Genomic DNA, 1,000 nt, shown 5'->3' with positions numbered 1-1,000 from the left:
ACTCCGGCATTGCTCCGCGGGCCGCCGCGACGGGGCGTCCCTGCCCCGTCGCGGCTAAACCGGCGTCCTGCCGGTTTACCCGCTCCTCAATCCCTGCGTTCGGCCTCGGGCTTATTGGGGCAGTCAGATCAAGATCAAAAGCAAGAGCACAGCGGCCTACAGGCCGGCTTGAGTGGTAGAAGCCAGAGCAAAAGCCAAAGCGAAAGCGAAAACCAAATCTGAAACTGATGCAGCTCTGCTTTTCTGTGGGAGCTGGCTTGCCTGCGATGCAGACACCTCGGTTTTTCAGATGCACCCAGTTGATGCCATCGCAGGCAAGCCAGCTCCCACATTTGGACCGTGCCCGCTTTAGATTTTGATTTTGCTTTTGCTTCACACCACTCAAGCCGGCCCGCGTAGTAATGCCGGAGTGAGCAACCGTGTCGAAATTCAAGCCATTTCAGCGAAATGCTTTTGATCGCGCACCATCGCATTCAGGATCGTCAGCAACTTTCTCATGCATGCCACCAGCGCTACTTTCTTCGTCTTCCCTGCAGCAAGCAGGTGGTTGTAAAACCTCTCGATCACCGGGTTATGGCTCTTCGAGGACAAGACAGCCATGTAAAGGACACTTCGCACCTCAGCTCGACCACCCCATATCCGTCTACGTCCTTTGTAGAGGCCGCTATCGCAGTTAAAAGGGGCCACACCAACCAATGCAGCCACTTGTTTGCGATTAACCTTACCCAGCTCCGGAACCATTGCCAGCAGCGAAAGTGCGAGCACATTGCCAACGCCCGATACCTCGCGCAGCAAATCATAATTGGCCTTCCAAGCCGGCGAAGCTTTGATCGCTTCGTGCAAGTCATCGTCTGTGCTTTTAAGGCGCTTTTGAAGCCAGACGATATGTGCCTTGATGTCCCGTCGAAGTGCCTTGAATACCGCCTGTTTCAGTCGAGACTCTTCCGCCACGATCATATCGATGAGCTGGCGGCGTCGAGTCAGTAGGTCGAGTCAGTAG

General features: G+C 55.0%; 1 protein-coding gene and 1 pseudogene. Both read right to left on the bottom strand.

The window, feature by feature from the left end:
- Window positions 1-433: pseudogene (locus P3C29_RS32590) on the bottom strand (hypothetical protein); the annotation flags it as partial.
- Entirely contained in the window at window positions 430-957 is a 528-nt protein-coding gene (locus P3C29_RS32585) for a transposase (RefSeq protein ID WP_275966463.1), read from the bottom strand. The pseudogene P3C29_RS32590 and the gene P3C29_RS32585, both read right to left, overlap by 4 nt.
- Between the last annotated feature and the right edge of the window lie 43 nt (window positions 958-1,000).

Source organism: Pseudomonas sp. 1912-s, from assembly GCF_029269205.1.
In the GTDB taxonomy this organism is placed as follows: domain Bacteria; phylum Pseudomonadota; class Gammaproteobacteria; order Pseudomonadales; family Pseudomonadaceae; genus Aquipseudomonas.
The sequence above is the reverse complement of the archived record's forward strand: the minus strand, read 5'-3'. Positions and strand labels throughout refer to the sequence as shown.